The 16429-nt window shown below is 50.0% G+C and carries 13 protein-coding genes; 9 read left to right on the top strand and 4 right to left on the bottom strand.

Translation table 11 applies throughout. The features are described 5' to 3' along the window. Positions 1–47: 47 nt before the first annotated feature. On the bottom strand, positions 48–950 hold the full coding sequence (argF, locus tag AYJ59_RS10540) for an ornithine carbamoyltransferase (protein ID WP_192894027.1): 903 nt from the start codon (positions 948–950) through the stop codon (positions 48–50). A gap of 31 nt (positions 951–981) precedes the next feature. Continuing rightward, complete coding sequence (locus AYJ59_RS10535) at positions 982–2163, bottom strand: acetylornithine transaminase (protein ID WP_127120073.1); 1182 nt, start codon at positions 2161–2163, stop codon at positions 982–984. Between the two features lie 327 nt (positions 2164–2490). Between AYJ59_RS10535 and AYJ59_RS10530 the strand changes: the two genes are divergently transcribed. Beyond that, on the top strand, positions 2491–3417 hold the full coding sequence (locus AYJ59_RS10530) for a branched-chain amino acid transaminase (protein WP_127120072.1): 927 nt from the start codon (positions 2491–2493) through the stop codon (positions 3415–3417). 33 nt (positions 3418–3450) lie between these two features. Next, positions 3451–3642, top strand: a complete 192-nt coding sequence (locus tag AYJ59_RS10525) for a zinc-finger domain-containing protein (RefSeq protein WP_029939819.1) — start codon at positions 3451–3453, stop codon at positions 3640–3642. 152 nt (positions 3643–3794) lie between these two features. On the opposite strand, the gene glnA is transcribed toward AYJ59_RS10525, so the two are convergent. Then, positions 3795–5201, bottom strand: coding sequence for a type I glutamate--ammonia ligase (gene glnA, locus AYJ59_RS10520; RefSeq protein WP_127120071.1), 1407 nt, complete (start codon positions 5199–5201; stop codon positions 3795–3797). Between the two features lie 507 nt (positions 5202–5708). On the opposite strand from glnA, the gene AYJ59_RS10515 reads away from it, so the two are divergent. From AYJ59_RS10515 to phoR, 6 genes are all read left to right on the top strand, one after another. Beyond that, on the top strand, positions 5709–7976 hold the full coding sequence (locus AYJ59_RS10515) for an ABC transporter permease subunit (RefSeq protein WP_127120070.1): 2268 nt from the start codon (positions 5709–5711) through the stop codon (positions 7974–7976). Between the two features lie 11 nt (positions 7977–7987). Beyond that, positions 7988–9634, top strand: coding sequence for a phosphate ABC transporter permease PstA (gene pstA / locus AYJ59_RS10510; protein ID WP_029939822.1), 1647 nt, complete (start codon positions 7988–7990; stop codon positions 9632–9634). A 52-nt stretch (positions 9635–9686) separates the two neighbouring features. Continuing rightward, positions 9687–10505, top strand: coding sequence for a phosphate ABC transporter ATP-binding protein PstB (gene pstB / locus AYJ59_RS10505; RefSeq protein ID WP_029939823.1), 819 nt, complete (start codon positions 9687–9689; stop codon positions 10503–10505). Positions 10506–10718: 213 nt separating this feature from the next. Beyond that, a complete protein-coding gene (phoU, locus tag AYJ59_RS10500; protein ID WP_029939824.1) occupies positions 10719–11453 on the top strand; it encodes a phosphate signaling complex protein PhoU in 735 nt (244 codons plus the stop codon). A gap of 12 nt (positions 11454–11465) precedes the next feature. Next, complete coding sequence (gene phoB, locus AYJ59_RS10495; RefSeq protein ID WP_029939825.1) at positions 11466–12158, top strand: phosphate regulon transcriptional regulator PhoB; 693 nt, start codon at positions 11466–11468, stop codon at positions 12156–12158. Between the two features lie 15 nt (positions 12159–12173). Continuing rightward, positions 12174–13457, top strand: coding sequence for a phosphate regulon sensor histidine kinase PhoR (gene phoR / locus AYJ59_RS10490; protein ID WP_127120069.1), 1284 nt, complete (start codon positions 12174–12176; stop codon positions 13455–13457). A gap of 133 nt (positions 13458–13590) precedes the next feature. Here the strand turns inward: phoR and AYJ59_RS10485 are convergent, their stop codons facing one another. Further along, a complete protein-coding gene (locus AYJ59_RS10485) occupies positions 13591–15162 on the bottom strand; it encodes an inorganic phosphate transporter (protein WP_029939827.1) in 1572 nt (523 codons plus the stop codon). Between the two features lie 259 nt (positions 15163–15421). Here AYJ59_RS10485 and AYJ59_RS10480 point away from each other — a divergent pair, with 259 nt between their 5' ends. Continuing rightward, complete coding sequence (locus tag AYJ59_RS10480) at positions 15422–16390, top strand: PstS family phosphate ABC transporter substrate-binding protein (protein WP_127120068.1); 969 nt, start codon at positions 15422–15424, stop codon at positions 16388–16390. Positions 16391–16429: the final 39 nt, after the last annotated feature.

Raw genomic sequence — 16429 nt, 5'->3', positions numbered from 1 at the left:
CATAGGTGAACTATGCAGGCCCTTTTTTTGGACGATTTGAATGGTGGTTACGCCATGAGGAATTCCAGTAGCGCTTTTTGAGCGTGTAAGCGGTTTTCGGCTTCGTCCCAGACGACGCTGTCTTCGGCATCCATGACCTCGGCTGAAACCTCTTCGCCGCGGTGGGCCGGCAAACAATGCATGAACAGGGCGTCTGAATTGGCCTGTGCCATCAATTCGCTGTTGACCTGGTAATCCTTAAAGGCGCGCTCGCGCTTTTTCTGTTCTTCTTCCTGGCCCATGCTGGCCCAGACATCCGTGACCACCAAATCCACGTTTTCGGCCGCGTCCATCGGGTTGCGAATCAATTCCACTCGGTCTTGATTGGCGGCGACCAAATCGGCGTTCGGTTCGTAGTCTTCCGGGGTGGAAATGCGCAGTTTGAAGCCGTATTGTTTGGCGGCGTTAATGTAAGAGTGGCACATGTTGTTGCCGTCGCCAACCCACAATACGGTTTTGCCGGCAATGCTGCCGCGGTGCTCGTAATAGGTCTGCATGTCCGCCAATAATTGGCAAGGGTGGAAATCGTCCGTTAGGGCGTTGATGACCGGGACTTGAGAATGCTCGGCCATTTTTTCCACGACGTCGTGCCCGAAGGTGCGAATCATGATGCCGTCGGCCATGCTGGAAATGACGCGTGCACTGTCTTCAATCGGCTCGCCGCGACCCAGTTGGGTGTCTTTGGGCGAAAGGAACAGGGCATGGCCGCCCAGTTGACTCATGCCGATTTCAAACGAGATGCGGGTACGGGTCGAGGATTTTTCGAAAATCATCGCCAGTGTCTGGTTTTTCAGCGGCTCGAAAATCTCGCCCGACTTTTGCATTTTCTTCAACTCAACGGCGCGCAGTAGCAGTTGGTTCAGTTCCTCGGAAGAGAGGTCGTTTAAGGTTAAAAAATGTCTGATGCTCATAAGCTGTCTTCTTTCAGTTCTGGCAAGCGAATTAACCTTGCTGGGTGAATTGGTTGACGAGTTCGACGACGGTTTCGATCAATTGATCGGTTTGGTCGTTGGACATCACGAAAGCCGGCAACAAACGGATGGTGTTGCCTTGCGTGACGTTGATCAGAACGCGTTTTTCCAGCGCCTGGGCGACCAGTTCGGCGCACGGCCGATCCAGCTCGATGCCGATCATGTAACCGAGGCCGCGAACGTCTTTAACCGCCGGGTTGTCGGACAGAGCGGATTGAAAACGCGTCAGGATTTCCTGGCCTTTATCGGCGACATGTTCGATGAAGTTATGGGTTCTCATGACCTTTAAAACGGCCAGTCCTGCTGCGCAGGCTAACGGGTTGCCGCCGAAGGTGGTGCCGTGATTGCCGGGTTCCAGAATATTGGCGGCTTTTTGCCCGGCCAGGCAGGCACCGATTGGCAAACCGTTCCCCAGCGCCTTGGCCAGAGACATGACGTCCGGTTGGATGTCTTCGTGTTGGTGGGCGAACCATTTGCCGGTACGGCCGATACCGGTTTGAATTTCGTCCAGCATCATCAGCCAGCCGTTACGGTCGCAGATAGCGCGTATGGCTTTTAAATAACCTTTCGGCGGGATATTGACCCCGCCTTCACCTTGAATCGGTTCCACCAAAACGGCGACGACGTCCTGGTCGCCACTGTGGGCTTCCACGGCGTCGGCATCGCCGAATGGCACACGGACGAAACCTTCCACGAGAGGGGCGAACCCTTCCTGAACTTTTTTGTTGCCGGTGGCCGACAAGGTGGCCAGTGTTCGACCGTGGAAACTGTTTCCCATGACGATGATTTTCGGCGTAGTAATTTGTTGCTGGTAGGCGTATTTGCGCGCGATTTTAATGGCGGTTTCATTCGCTTCGGCACCGGAGTTGCAGAAAAACACTTTTTCCATGCCGGAGATGTCGATCAATTCTTCCGCCAAGGCCGCTTGCTTTTCAATGCAATATAGATTGGAGGTGTGAATCAATTCACGGCTTTGGGCGCAAATCGTTTCGGTGATTTCCGGGTGGGCGTGCCCTAAGCTGCACACGGCGATGCCGCTGATGGCGTCCAGATAGTTTTGGCCGTTTTCGTCGTAAAGCCAAGCGCCTTTACCGGATTTAAAGCAAACCGGCAGTCTGGCATAGGTGTTCATTAAATGCGGTGATGTTTTCATTGTCGTTATTATTCTTTTCCAGCGTTTTCAATAAAAGGGTCTTTGAAAACAAAAAAGCAATCGCAAGACGAGCTTGGGATTGCTTTTTTGAATCGAATCGGGTTTTTATTTATAAATTCAAAAGAATGATTTTAATCATATGCTCCGTAATTTCAAGCAAAATTGTGGTGAAATTCCGCGGAAAGGACGGCACAAGTCTATGAAAGAGCTATAAATCGTGATGCTGAAAAATCCGATTTAGGATAAAATAATGCAAATTAGTCCCGAATAAAATCCATGTCGGTGCCGAGATGGAAGAACAAAAAACAGATATAAGGAAATCTTGCAATGCAAACAATGAGTGATCGTGACGGCCTGATTTGGCTGGATGGTGAAATGGTTGATTGGCGGGAAGCGAAAACCCATGTCCTGACCCATACCTTACATTATGGAATGGGGGTGTTTGAAGGGGTGCGCGCCTATGAAGCCGAGCAGGGTACCGCCATTTTCCGCTTGGAAGCCCATACCGATCGCTTATTTAATTCGGCCAAAATCATGAACATGCCGATGCCGTTTTCCAAAGAGGAATTGAACGAGGCTCAGCGTGCCGCGGTGCGTGAAAACGATTTGAAATCCGCTTATATCCGTCCGATGGTGTTTTATGGTTCGGAAGGCATGGGGTTGCGCGCCGATAACCTGAAAGCGCACGTTGTGGTTGCGGCCTGGGAATGGGGCGCTTATATGGGTGAAGAAAACTTGAAAAAAGGCATTAAAATCGCCACATCTTCTTTCACGCGTCATCATGTTAACGTTACCATGACGAAGGCCAAGTCCAACGGTTCGTATATGAATTCGATGCTGGCCCTGCAGGAAGCGGTCAGTCACGGTTGTGACGAGGCGTTGTTGCTGGATACGGAAGGGTATGTTTCCGAAGGGTCCGGCGAGAACTTCTTTATGGTTCGCGACGGTGTGATTTACACGCCGGAATTGACCGCGGCATTGGACGGGATTACCCGTAAAACCATTATGCAGTTGGCAAAAGATGCCGGGTATGAAGTGCGTGAAAAACGCATTACGCGTGATGAAGTCTATATCGCCGATGAAGCTTTCTTTACCGGAACGGCGGCGGAAGTCACGCCGATTCGCGAGTTGGACAATCGAACCATCGGTCAAGGGTCTCGTGGGCCGGTGACCGAAATGCTGCAAACCAAATATTTCGATGTGGTCCACGGCCGGTCCGAAGCGCATTTGGATTGGTTGACGCCGGTCGCTTGATGAAATTGGAATTGGAAACGTAAGAGAAGATTTATGAGTAAACAAACCGTTATTGAAATCACATACGATGATTTGCCGCTGACGTGCCCGATGCGTGGTCAGGAGCAATGGAACTCTCACCCGAAGGTCATGTTGCCGATTGAAGAAACCGGCAAATCGAAATGTCCTTACTGTGGAACCGAGTATGTTCTGAAAGACTGGGATCCAAATCACAAAAGCCACTGATTGAATCGCTTTTGACCTATTTGAAAAACGACCAGGCCTGGTCGTTTTTTTATGTCCGAACGTCAGAGTAATAGCGTTTAACGTATATCTCTTTGTCAGGCATAAAAAAAGCCCGCGTTTGCGGGCTTTTTTGGTTTCGGTTAATCTTGCGATTAACGAGAGTAGTACATGTCGAACTCGATTGGGTGAGTGGTTGCACGCATGCGTGTCACTTCTTCCATTTTCAGTTCGATGTAAGAGTCGATGGCTTCGTCTGTGAAGACGCCACCGGCTTTCAAGAACTCTCTGTCTTCGTCCAACGCCGCCAAGGCTTCTTCCAAAGACGCACAAACCGTGGTGTAAGTGGCTTCTTCTTCCGGTGGCAAATCGTATAGATCTTTCTCGGAAGGCTCACCTGGATCGATCTGGTTCATGATACCGTCAAGGCCGGCCATCAAGGAAGCAGAGAACGCCAAGTATGGGTTAGCCGTTGCATCCGGGAAACGTAGCTCAACACGACGTGATCTTTCAGACGGCGCGTATGGGATACGGATAGAAGCAGAACGGTTAGAGCCGGAGTAGGCCAATAGAATTGGCGCTTCGAAACCTGGAACCAAACGCTTATAAGAGTTGGTGCCCGGGTTAGTGAAGGCGTTCAAGGCACGAGCATGCTTGATCAAACCACCGATGTACCAAATGGCTTCTTGTGATAGACCGGAATAAACGTCACCTGCGAAAATGTTTTTGCCGCCTTTCGACAAAGACATGTTGATGTGCATACCGGAACCGTTGTCACCGACGATTGGCTTAGGCATGAAAGTCGCTGTTTTACCCAAAGCGTTACAGGTGTTGTGTACTGCGTATTTCAGAATTTGCACTTCGTCGGCTTTTGCAGTCAAAGTGTTACCGGCTACTGCCAATTCACATTGCCCGCCGGCAGCCACTTCGTGGTGGTGTGCTTCCAGTTTAAGGCCCATTGCTTCGGCCATGGCGCAGATGTCTGCACGCACTTCGTGCAATTGGTCAACCGGAGGTACTGGGAAGTAACCGCCTTTTACCTTAGGACGGTGACCGATGTTACCGTCTTCATAAACTTTTTCAGAGTCCCAAGCGGATTCGCCGGATTGCATCTTAACAAAGCAGCCGGACATGTCTGCGCCCCAACGAACGTCGTCAAAGATGAAGAATTCTGGTTCTGGACCGAAGAAAGCCGAGTCGGCGATGCCGGTAGAAGCCAGGTATGATTCCGCTTTTTTCGCGATGCCGCGAGGATCTTTTTCATAAGCTTCCATCGTGGAAGGCTCAACAATCATCATACGGATAATCAAAGTTGGATCATTGGTGAATGGGTCCATGAAGAAACCATCGGTTTGTGGCATCAAGATCATGTCAGAGTTGTTGATACCTTTCCAGCCTTGAATGGATGAACCGTCAAAAGTTTCACCGTCCGCAAAAAAGTCTTCATCCACGCTATCGGCGGGGATGGTGACATGTTGCTCTTTACCATGTGTGTCGGTAAAGCGAAGATCTACCCATTTAACGTCATTGTCTTTGATTAAATCAAAAATTTCTTGCGACATAAGTGTGTCCTTTTAGATTGTTGAAAAATGCGAAGTGGTTCTTGAAGCAAGTCAAGGATTTTCAGCGAGTGCTGAGTGGTCCGTCCTTGTTCTCGAATGCGCTAAAATCGCACGTTGAATTTAAAAAAATAAGTTTGAATGTGTGTTTGGTGCAACCGTTTAAAGCCCGGTAAATTCGCTGGAATCTGCCGGATTTCATAAAATTTTGTCCTGTTGATAATAGCTGGAACCATGCCAGAATGCCAATATTTTTTTAAAGATTTTTAAGTCCTTGATAGACAAGAAAAAATACTCTCAATAAAAGTATTGTTGTTGTTCAAAGGCCAGTAACAAGGATGTTTTATTGGTGCAAGTTGGGTTGTTTTGGTGCATTTTAAACCAGGCGGCTGAAAATGGGAAGCCGTGAGTTTAAGCGGCTATCAGATCAAATTCTTTGGGAGTTTAATCTTTCTGTCATATTGAAAAGCTATTATCTACACATCTTAAATCACTCCCTAGGAATTTTGGATGGATCAGTCAGCGCAGAAAGCATTAGAACAGGCTCTGAAAGGGCCTAAGTTTGAAAAGCGTATCAAACGCCGTAACCTTGTTGATAAGGGGTGGGCTTCCAGTATTTCAGTCGGTGGCGTCGGGGTTATTTTGTCGGTGCTGCTGATTATGTTCTTCCTTGTTTATGTGGTGGCGCCTTTGTTTATGCCGGCCAGTGTCAAGGAGCACGCTTCGTATGCGTTGCCGGGCGGCAGTCAGGAGAAGACGCTTTTTTACGGCATGGATGAATATAAGGAAACGGCGATGCGCATCACCGAATCCGGTAAATTGGTCGGCTTCAATGCCAATAATGGACAACTGCTGACCGAGTCCAGCTTGCCGTTGAATGGGGAGTCGATTACCAGTTTTGCGCGGGTGAAGGAATCCGATAAATTGATTGCGTTCGGTTTGTCCGGTGGAGGGGTATTGCTCGCAAAATACGGTTATAAAGTGACCTACCCGGATAACGTTCGTAAAATCACGCCGGCCTTGACTTTCCCGTTCGGGCAGGAGCCATTGGTTGTGGCCGATCAGCCCATTTCCAAAGTCGCGGCGCGTAGCAGCGATTCTCAGTTGGTGGTGGCCTATCAATTAGCGGGTCAGTCGCATGTGTTCGTCAAACAATACGACAAAGTCGAATCCATGTTGTCGGATGACGTGGCCCTTGAAGAATACGCCGAAGGCGAAGTGCCGAACAATATGCCGGTCGATTGGCTGATGATGGGCGGCAATATGCGTAATTTATACCTGGTGTCCGAAGACGGTTCGACCTTGTATTATGATTTGTCGAATATTCGTGAGCCGGTTTTGTTGCAAAAAGTGAATATGGTCAATGGTGATGAGCACATTTCGTCATTACGTTTTTTGTTAGGTGAATATTCCTTGATGGTCGGGACGTCGAAAGGGCGTGTGTTGCAATGGTTCCCGGTACGAGACGAAAACAACAACTTCCAGTTGGAGTTCATTCGTGAGTTTGAAGTGGATAAGAAGCCTGTGAACTTCATCGCTATCGAACACAGTCGTAAAGGGTTTGTGACGCTGGACCGTTCCGATGAAGTCAATTTGTACAACGCCACGGCGGAAAGACATTTGGCCTCGGTGGACTTGAAAACCGGGTTGAATTTCATTTTGATGGCGGAACGCGGAAACGGCGCTTTGCTGGAAACCGCTGACGGCCAGATGGTCAATTACGACATTAAAAACGAACACCCGGATGTCTCTTTCTCCAGTTTGTGGGGGAAAGTCTGGTATGAGGGCTATGAAGAGCCAAGCTATACCTGGCAGTCTTCGTCCGCCAGCGCCGACTTCGAGCCGAAATTTTCCATGGTGCCGTTGACGTTCGGTACCATCAAAGCGGCTTTGTACTCCATGTTGTTTGCCGTGCCGATTGCCGTTTTGGCGGCGATTTACACCGCCTTCTTTATGGACAACAAAACCCGCCAATACATCAAGCCAACCATTGAGTTGATTGAAGCCCTGCCAACGGTTATTCTCGGTTTCTTAGCCGGGTTGTGGCTGGCGCCTTATATGGAAGCCCATTTGGCCGGCTTCTTTGCCATCTTACTGGTGGTGCCCATCGGCATCCTTTTATTCGGTTTTGGCTGGTCTCGTCTGCCGGAGCCGGTGCGTTTGTTGATTCCAACCGGCAGACGGGCTGTGTTGATGCTGCCGGTGGTGGTTTTCCTCGGTTGGTTTGCCCTGTCGTTGAGCTCTCCAATCGAAAATCTGTTCTTCCACGGTGATATGCGTCACTGGTTGACGTCCAGCGCCGGCATCGATTTTGACCAGCGTAATGCCTTGGTCATCGGGTTTGCGATGGGCTTCGCTTTGATCCCAACCATTTTCTCGGTGGCGGAAGACGCCATCTACAACGTGCCGAGTTACTTGGTGAACGGTTCTCTGGCGCTGGGCGCCAGCGGGTGGCAGACATTGGTCGGTGTGGTCTTGCCGACGGCCAGTCCGGGAATCTTTTCGGCCATCATGCTCGGTTTCGGGCGCGGCATCGGGGAAACGATGATCGTATTGATGGCCTCCGGTAACACGCCGCTGATGGATGTGAACATCTTCCAGGGGATGCGTACTCTGTCGGCCAACTTGGCGGTGGAAATGCCGGAAGCGGAGCTGTACAGTTCGCATTATCGAGTGCTGTTCCTGTCCGGTCTGATTCTGTTTATCTTCACGTTTGTTTTCAATACGCTCGCGGAAGTGGTGCGCGAACGCATGCGCCGTAAGTATGGCTCACTATAAAGGATATTGACATGAAAGAATGGTTCAAAAAAGGCGAACATTGGGTTTGGTTTAGTGCGTCGACTGTCAGTATCAGTGTGGTGTTGGTTGTTGGCTTATTGTTGATGATTTCGTTCCGAGGCCTGGTGCATTTCTGGCCGCATTCGGTGTATGAATACGAAGTGAAAACCGATAACGGCAAACTGGAGCAAGTGGTCGGTGAATTGCATGAAGTCAAAAGCAAGGAATTCAAAGACCCGAAAGCCGAAGACGGCATTGTCCGCATTCCGCAGTACCTATTGAAAGTCGGTAACCGTGACGTTTACGGCATTGATTTCCGCTGGATTAATTCGGCGAACATCATCGGTCGCCAGGACATTCTCGATGACGGCGTCACGGTGGTGGAGCGTTACGAATGGGGGAATGTCTACGGCCATTTGGAGTACATTAAGCAGGACGGCAAAATCGTCGCACGTGGCGATAATGTGTTGCCGATGATGCAGCAGCTGGTGGACAGTGGTCTGGATCTACACAACCAAATCCGATACATCGAAAAAGTCATTATCGGTGGTATTAACTATAAATTAGAGCAACTGCGTTTGAATGAAAAGCGGCTTGAGACCGACGGTGAATACACCGCCGAGAAACAAGCCGAATTCGAGGCCGAGCGCACCACGCTGAAACAAGAATTCAGCGATCAGCAAGACACGTTGAAGGTGTTGTATCGCCAGTCCAATAATCTGGGTGAAGTCACGTTGCAAATTGCGGGAAATAAATTCATTCATGTCCCGTTGAAATCCATTGTACGTTTCTGGCAGCCAAACAACATGACGTTTGGCGAGCAGGTTGGTTTCTTCTTCACGTCCATCGGACACTTCTTGATTGACGATCCGCGTGAAGCGAACACCGAAGGCGGGGTTTTCCCAGCCATCGTCGGGACGGTAACGATGGTGATCCTGATGGCGATTTTCGTGACGCCGATGGGGGTGATTGCCGCCGTCTATATGAGCGAATACGCTAAAGACGGCATTTTGTTGCGGACGGTACGAATTTCCATCAACAACCTGGCGGGGGTGCCGTCCATCGTGTTCGGTATCTTCGGTCTCGGGTTCTTTGTTTACATCATCGGGGGCAGTATCGACGAACTCTTCTACAGTTACGCCTTGCCGAGTCCGACCTTCGGGACGCCGGCGTTGCTGTGGGCTTCCTTGACGATGGCCCTGTTGACCTTGCCGGTGGTGATCGTTTCGACTCAGGAAGGCTTGTCCCGTATTCCGCGTGCCTTGCGTGAGGGCGGTCTGGCGCTGGGCGCGACCAAGTCCGAAACCATTATGAAAATTGTCCTGCCGATGTCGATGCCGGCGATTATGACCGGTCTGATTCTGGCCGTGGCGCGCGCCGCCGGGGAAGTGGCGCCGTTGATGTTGGTCGGTGTGGTGAAATTGGCGCCGGAACTGCCAATCGATTTGAACGCACCGTTTATTCACTTGGACCGTAAGTTCATGCACCTTGGTTTCCATATCTACGACGTCGGTTTCCAAAGCCCGAACGTTGAAGCGTCTCAGCCGTTGGTCTATGCCACCTCTTTGTTGTTGGTGTTGATTATCATCGGTTTGAACCTCGGAGCGATCACGATCCGTAATAAGCTGAGAGAGAAGTACAAGGCTCTGGATAATTAATGACCAGGCCTGGTGGATTATTGCAATAGAATTTTAGAATAGGAATGTTGTTATGACTGAACAGAATATGAATATTTCGATTGATCGTGATCATCGTGGTATGCACTTGGACAACGAAAAAATGGCGATTGAGGTCAAGGATTGGAACCTGTTTTACGGTTCCAAACAAGCCTTGCAGAACATCAATATGAAACTGCCGCAAAACCGTGTGACGGCGTTTATCGGGCCGTCGGGTTGCGGGAAGTCCACCTTGTTGCGCTGCTTCAACCGCATGAACGATTTGATTGACATCGTGCGCGTGGAAGGGGAGATGCTTTTGCACGGGGACGACATGTACAGTAAGCACATGGATGTGGCGGCGCTGCGTCGTCGTGTGGGCATGGTGTTCCAAAAGCCGAACCCTTTCCCGAAATCGATTTATGAAAACGTCTGTTACGGTTTGCGTCTGCAAGGCATCAGCGATAAGAACGTGCTGGATGAAACGGTGGAATGGGCCTTGAAAGGCGCCGGACTTTGGGAAGAAGTCAAAGACCGTTTGGACGAGAATGCTTTGGGCATGTCGGGTGGTCAGCAACAGCGTTTGTGTATCGCGCGTGCCATCGCCATCAAGCCGGAAGTTTTGTTGTTGGACGAACCGACATCGGCACTGGATCCGATTTCCACTTTGGCCATCGAAGAATTGATTTTCGAGCTGAAAAAGGACTTCACGATTTTGATCGTCACGCACAACATGCAGCAGGCAGCTCGTGTGTCCGATTACACCGCATTCATGTACATGGGAGACTTGATCGAATACACCGATACCGACTCTCTGTTCACGAATCCGCAAGTCAAACGTACCGAAGATTACATTTCCGGTCGTTACGGTTAAGTTGAGAGCTTTACACGAGATGGGTACACGGCTAAAAATAGCTAAAATCTTCCTGAATGTCGTTGAAAAACTCGTTAATAGCTAGCTATTAACTTCGTTTTCCGCCTGATTCAGAAAAATTTTATCTCATTTTTTCCTCGCGTCCCACTCGTGCAAAGCTCTCAATGTTGAGTATTGAGTTATAGTTATAAGAACAGTCAGGAGAGTCATCACATGGAAAAACAAGAATTCAGCTCACACATTTCGGAAATGCTGAACCGTAATCTGGAAGATTTGTTCAACCACATTCTGGAAATGGGCGGCATGGTCGAGCGCCAGTTTGAAACGGCGTTGGTCGCTTTGGGCAGTGGCGATACCGAAAAAGCGGTGGAAATCATCGCCTTCGACAAAGCAATTAATAAAGCGGAAATGGAAATCGACCGTTTGTGCGCGAAAGTATTGGCGCGCCAACAACCGACGGCTTCCGATTTGCGTTTGATCATTGCCGCGATTCGCATCGCCATCGATCTGGAGCGTATGGGCGACGAAATCGTCAAGATCGCGAAAATGGTCATCGTGTTCGGAAAAGAGCACCAAGTGAAGTGCGCTGAATTGCCGGGCTACGTTGAATTGATGGACATTTCCACGCGCTCCAACGCCATGCTGAAAACTGCGCTGGATTCTTTTGCTCGCGTTTCCACCGAAGGGGCTGGTAAAATCATTCAGGAAGAAGAATTGATCGACGACATTTTCGCCGATGCCATGGCGGATTTGAAAACCTCTCTGAAAGAGATGCCGGATCAAGTAGAATGTCTGATGGAAATGATCATCGCATTGCGCGCTTCCGAGCGTGTATCGGATCATGCCAGAAACATTGTGGAAAGCATCATCTACCTGGTTCAAGGGATGGATATGCGTAACCTAGACAGCGAACGCTTAAACGAGTTCTTGAGCGAGCTGGAATCTTAACGGGAAAGATTTATGACAGAGCAATGCATTTTAGTGGTCGAAGATGAAGCCGCCATTCGCGATATGTTGAATTTCACGTTAACAGCGGCGAATTATAAGGTCATCGAAGCCCCGAATGCAGAGCAAGGCTGGAAACTGTTGTTGGAACACCAGCCGGACTGCGTGTTATTGGATTGGATGTTGCCGGGCGTGTCGGGTGTTTCGCTGGCTCAGCGTATTCGTCAGAACGACCAGACCGCCGGCATTCCGATTATCATGCTGACGGCCCGTGGTGAGGAAAACGACCAGGTGCAGGGTTTTGATGCGGGTGCCGACGATTACGTCGTCAAACCCTTTTCGCCGCGAGCCTTGGTGGCACGGGTCAAGGCCTTGCTGCGACGTCAATCCCCCGAAAAGAATGCGCTGGACGTGGTGCGTTCCGGCGATTTGAAGCTGGATTTATCCAGTTACCGTTTTACAGTCAATGACCAAGAAGTTAAACTTGGGCCAACAGAGTTCAAGTTGATGCATTTCTTCATGACGCATTCCAACCGTGTTTATACCCGTGTCCAGTTGCTGGACCAGGTGTGGGGGGAGAATGTCGTGGTCGAAGAGAGAACCGTCGATGTTCACATTCGGCGTCTCAGAAAACTATTGGAGCCCGTCGGGGCAGCCGATACGATTCAAACCGTAAGAGGTGCTGGCTATCGTTTCTCTGTTGAATAAGAGGAAAACGATTCAGTGTCAAAAGGAATTACGCGGGAACTCACCTGGGTCATCACCAGTGTGTGGCTCGCCCTGTTCATCGCATGGATGACCGATTGGTGGATGGCCACCTTTTTCGGTTATTTGCTGTTCTATATCGCCCGTCAATTGTACAGTATCTATCGCTTCGAACTTTGGATGAAGGGCACGCCTAATGTGTCTTATCCACCTGGCTCCGGTCTGTGGGGCGAGTTAGGGTATCTGGTCTCACGCAAACAGCGTTCGCTGGAAAAGCACGCCGACTTACAGTTTTACAAATCCGAGCAATTCCTGGCCGCGTCCATGACGATTCCGGACGCCATTATCTCGCTGAATGAATCCAATCAAATTGAATGGTTTAACAATTCCGCCAAAAAGCTGTTCAAGCTGAAACACAGTGATACCCATCGTAAAATCGAAAATCTGCTGCGGCACCCGGATTTCATTCAGTACCTCAAGTCGGGGCGTTATGAAAAATCGGTGATTTTATCTTCACTCAACGGGATTCCTCGGGTGTTCAATCTGAAATTATTCCCGTATTTTCAGGAACATAAGCTGCTGATCGTCAAGGACATTCACGAGCTTTACAATCTGGCGCAAATCCGCCGTGATTTCATTGCCAATGCGTCACATGAACTGCGTACGCCGCTGACCGTATTGAACGGTTACATCGAAGTGATGATGGACGGCCAAGAACCGGATTCCATGTGGGTGAAGCCGTTGGAACAGATGCACAACCAATCCGAACGGATGCAGTCCATCATCAACGATTTGCTGACGCTTTCGGCCATGGAATCGGAAACGCTGGTCGGTAAGGAGAAAACCGTTCCGATTGCTCCCATCCTCAAAAAAATGGAACAGGACGCCACTCAGATGAGCCAAGGAAAACACAGTTTTAGGTTTGAGTTGGACGAGAGTCTGGCGTTGAAAGGTTACGAAGAACCGCTGAAGAGTGTGTTGATGAACCTGATTTCCAACGCCATCCGTTATACGCCGGAAGGCGGGCAAATCACCGTGCGCTGGTACGAAGACGCAAAAGGGCCGCACTTTCAGGTGGACGACACCGGCATCGGGATTTCGCAGGAACACATCAGTCGCCTGACCGAACGTTTTTATCGTGTCGATACGGCACGTTCACGCGACACCGGTGGCACCGGTTTGGGGTTGGCCATCGTCAAGCACATCCTGGAACGTCATGATGCCAAGTTGGTGATTAAAAGTCAGTTGGGTAAAGGGTCAAGCTTCCGGTGCGATTTTCCGCGCAGCAAGTCCGTGCATTAACGACGGATGTCATCAGGGTTGCGATGGCTCTGGATAGTAGGGAATGACCAGGCCTGGCGGAAATGAAAATAGCCAGGCCTGGTTAAAATGAATGATGTCTTGACGAATCGGAAGACCGATTACAGCCATTGGGTTATGGCAGCATCATACCGCGGATCGTGAAGTAAATCATCGCCGCCAGAATGCCGGAAACCGGGACGGTGATGACCCACGCGGCGACGATTTTCAAGAAGGCCGAACGTTTGACCAGCTCTTTCTGATACACCTTATTCAAGGATTTACGTTCTTTCTTGGTCAATTCCACTTCCGCTTTATGCTGCTTCAGTTCCGCCAGCATGATTTTCTTCTCCTGAATGCTGGCTTTTCCGAAACGCTCGATGTATTGCTCGATTTCCGCCTGATTGGCGCCTTCGTGGTGGTCACGAATCTGCTGCAGGGTTTTGGCGTAGTTGCGCTTCAGGTATTCACGCAGGAAGCCGACACCGAAAATCCCGCCCACGGCAATGTGAGTGGAACTGACCGGCAAGCCCAGCTGAGACGCGATGATGACGGTAATAGCCGCGGCCATCGCAATCGAGAAGGCGCGCATTTGATCCAGCTCGGTGATTTCGGAACCGACGGTTTTAATCAGTTTCGGCCCGAACAACAGTAGCCCTAAACTGATGCCGATGGCACCAATCAACATGACCCACAATGGAATTTCAGCTTTGGTGGAGACCTGATGGCTCTGCACCGCATCGTTAATGGCAGCCAAAGGCCCGACGGCGTTGGCGACGTCATTGGCACCGTGTGCGAAGCTCAATAGCGCGGCGGCGAAAATCAACGGAATGGTGAAAAGGGCGTTGACACTGGCTTTGCTGCTTTTCAAGCCATTGGCTTGGCGGGCAATCATTGGGCGGACGCTTAAGTACACCATGAAGGCGATGGCGAGACCGACCAGTGACGCGGTTAAAAAGTCCGCGTGCCAGATTTTTTTCAGGCCTTTCAGAATCAAATAGGTCGAGAAAGCCCAGGCCATGACGGAAATCAGAATCGGTACCGTCCTTTTTGCCGCGGCGAGCATGTCGTCCTGATAGGTGATGCTGCGTTTGATCCAGAGAAGGAACATGGCCGCGATCAATCCCCCGATGACCGGGGAGATAATCCAGCTGGCGGCAATGGCGCCCATTTTGTCCCAGTTGGCGATTTCCCAACCGGTGGCGGCGATGCCGGCGCCGAGAACGCCGCCCACGATGGAGTGGGTGGTGGACACCGGCGCACCCATGGCCGTGGCCAGGTTCAGCCAAATCGCTCCGGACAGGAGGGCGGCGATCATCAGCCAGACAAAGGTGTCGCCGTTCTCGATCAGAGCGGGGTCGATAATGCCTTTTTTAATAGTGCTGATGACGTCGCCACCGGCAATCAAGGCCCCGGCGGATTCGAAGACGGCGGCGATGATGATGGCGCCGGTCAAGGTTAAGGCTTTCGAGCCGACGGCGGGGCCAACGTTGTTGGCCACGTCATTGGCGCCGATGTTCATCGCCATGTAACCGCCGATCATGGCGGCAATGACCAATTCGACACTGACCGTTCCGGTGCCCAGTTGCAAATTGGCGGAGAAAAGCATGATGAGGATAATGAAGAGCAGGGCCGATCCGAAGCGGAACATTTCCTTCCGACTTTTGCTGGTGGCGTCTTCGATGTCATTAATGTCCCGAAATTCCATGGAATGTCTCTCTGTTTCACTGTTTGATTTTGAGCGATTCTGACAAGCGGGAATTGTATAAAAAATTACGTGAGGATTGGGATAATGTGACAAATATATTGCAATATTTTTGATGTATGTTTTGTTTACGGGGCTGGAAAGGCCCGATTGACGGTGTCATATAACTGTCATTTTTGTTTCATTTGGATGTTACGCCAGCCCGTCATAATCCTTCCTGTCTATAAAGATAAATACTTTCTATTTTTTAGGAGAAGAAGTAATGAAACGCAATCTACTAATTGCAATGGGTCTTGCTACCGCTGTGGTTTCTAACTCTGTTTATGCCGCTGGTGTGGATTCTGCTATTCCAGACTACAAAAAAGTTTCCGGTGTTTCCGGTAACCTTTCTTCTGTTGGTTCCGATACTTTGGCGAACTTGATGACGCTTTGGGCGGAAGAATTCAAGCGTACTTATCCTAACGTCAACATTCAGATTCAAGCGGCCGGTTCTTCAACGGCTCCTCCAGCGTTGACTGAGTCAACTTCTAACATCGGTCCTATGAGCCGTAAAATGAAGTCTAAAGAAACGGCCATGTTCGAAAAGAAACACGGTTATAAGCCTACTGCAATCGGTGTTGCAATCGATGCGCTAGCGGTTTACGTCAACAAAGACAACCCAATCAAAGGTTTGGCGATTCCTCAAGTGGATGCCATCTTCTCTTCAACTCGTAAGTGTGGCGCGAAAAACGACGTGACAACTTGGGGTGGTGTTGGTCTGACAGGTGAGTGGAAAGACAAGTCTATCCAGCTTTACGGACGTAACTCTGTTTCCGGTACTTACGGTTACTTCAAGAAGAAAGCGCTTTGTAAAGGTGACTACAAGTCTTCTGTGAATGAGCAACCAGGTTCAGCGTCCGTTGTTCAATCCGTTACTTCTTCTTTGAACGGCATCGGTTATTCCGGTATCGGTTACAAAACAGCCGGTGTTAAAGCGGTTCCGCTTTCTAAGAAAGATGACGGTAAATTCGTCGCGGCGACCCCTGAGAATGCTTTGAACGGCACTTATCCTTTGGCGCGTGTGCTTTACGTTTACGTCAACAAAGCGCCTAACAAGCCGCTTGAGCCAGTTGTGAAAGAATTCTTGAACTTGGTTCTTTCTCAAAAAGGTCAACAAGACGTAGTGAAAGACGGTTACATTCCTCTACCAGCGAACATGGTTGAGAAATACCGCGCGATCATCAACAAGTAATTGTTGGTTATCCTTGTCAAAAAGCCCTCTTCGGAGGGC

The sequence above is a fragment of the Thiomicrospira sp. S5 genome, assembly GCF_003991075.1.
Classification (GTDB): Bacteria; Pseudomonadota; Gammaproteobacteria; order Thiomicrospirales; family Thiomicrospiraceae; genus Hydrogenovibrio; species Hydrogenovibrio thermophilus.
This window is presented reverse-complemented; position numbering and strand designations above follow the sequence as displayed.